This is a genomic window from Oceanobacillus massiliensis str. N'diop, assembly GCF_000285495.1.
Classification (GTDB): Bacteria; Bacillota; Bacilli; order Bacillales; family Amphibacillaceae; genus Oceanobacillus; species Oceanobacillus massiliensis.
Window position 1 is genome coordinate 1 of record NZ_CAER01000087.1, and the last position, 1286, is coordinate 1286.

The window sequence follows — 1286 nt, forward strand, 5'->3', positions numbered from 1 at the left end:
GGTAGTGTCAAGAATTCTGTGTAAACATTATTTTCTCTTTTCCCGTTAGAAATGAAGAGAGGTTTTATATGGAGAAGCGGGCGTGATAGCCTAATGTAGCCCAGCCAACTGTTTTTCCAAATAGCTGGGGCTTGGCGTAAAAATCATGCCCGCAGAGGCTCCATGTCAAACCGAACGTTTTTAATATGTTGTACAAAAAGGAAGTTCCTCTAGGTGTTGTTTTATTCTTTTGTATTGCCATATCTAGTTTCAAACATGGATTTCAACTCTTCTCGTGCCGCGGAAAACTCTGTTATTGCTCTTTTGCTCCACTTTTCGTTATAGTCCTTTGACACAAGGTACACAATCTTTTCTACAGCTTTTTCGTTAGGGAGACTGTTCATCGTTTTCGTACGTTTTTTCACTTCCTTAATTGTGCGCTCAATGGTGTTCGTAGTATAGATCTGGGATTGAATACTCTTTGGGTAATCAAGAAAAGTTAATAAGACGGAAAGGTCCTCTTCCCATGAAGATATAACCTTCGGATAAACCTTATTCCACTCCTCTTTCAATTTACTAAAATAATGTACAGCTTGTTCTTTAGTAACTGCTTTATAAACCTTCTTCAGGTCCGTAGTGAAAGTTTCTTTATCCTTTTGTCGAATGGAAGAAAGGACGTTCCGTACTTTATGGACCACGCAACGTTGGACATCGGCTTTGGGGTAAACCTCCTTGAACGCAGTTTCAAGACCACTAAGCCCATCAAATACGCCCAATAACACTTCTTCCAATCCTCGATTCCGAAGGTTAGTTAAGATTTCTTTCCATCCAAGTGCGCTTTCTTTACCTCCAACATAAAATCCGACAATCTCTTTATAACCTTTATCTGTAATCCCTACGATAACGTAAACCACTTCACTGTCTACGTCTTGTCGACGTAACTTCAGGTAAGTTCCATCTAAATAAAGAACCGTATATCTTTTGTCCAAAGGACGTTGTTGCCATTCTTCAATTTCTTCCACAAGTACATCTGTAATATTGCTAATCGTTGTTGCGGAATAGGTATTTCCTAGAATTCTTTCAATAAATGTGCCAATTTCACGTGTGCTAAAACCTTTGTTATACATCGTGATAATGCTTTCCCCCAGCCATCTTTCTCTACGTTGGTAAGGATCAAAGAGACTTGTTTGAAAATAACCTTCTCGATCTCTTGGTATGGACAGATCTTCAATGCGGCCGTATCGTGTATCTAGGCCACGCTCATAATACCCATTTTTACTATTTTTAAGTTCTGGTTTCTCCACCTC

The 1286-nt window shown here is 39.3% G+C and carries 1 protein-coding gene; it reads right to left on the bottom strand.

Going from position 1 to position 1286, the window contains the following annotated elements; all coding sequences use genetic code 11:
- Positions 1 to 221: 221 nt before the first annotated feature.
- Positions 222 to 1286, bottom strand: a 1065-nt coding sequence (locus OMHG_RS00125; RefSeq protein ID WP_010647088.1) for an IS256 family transposase, incomplete at its 5' end; no start/stop codon positions are given.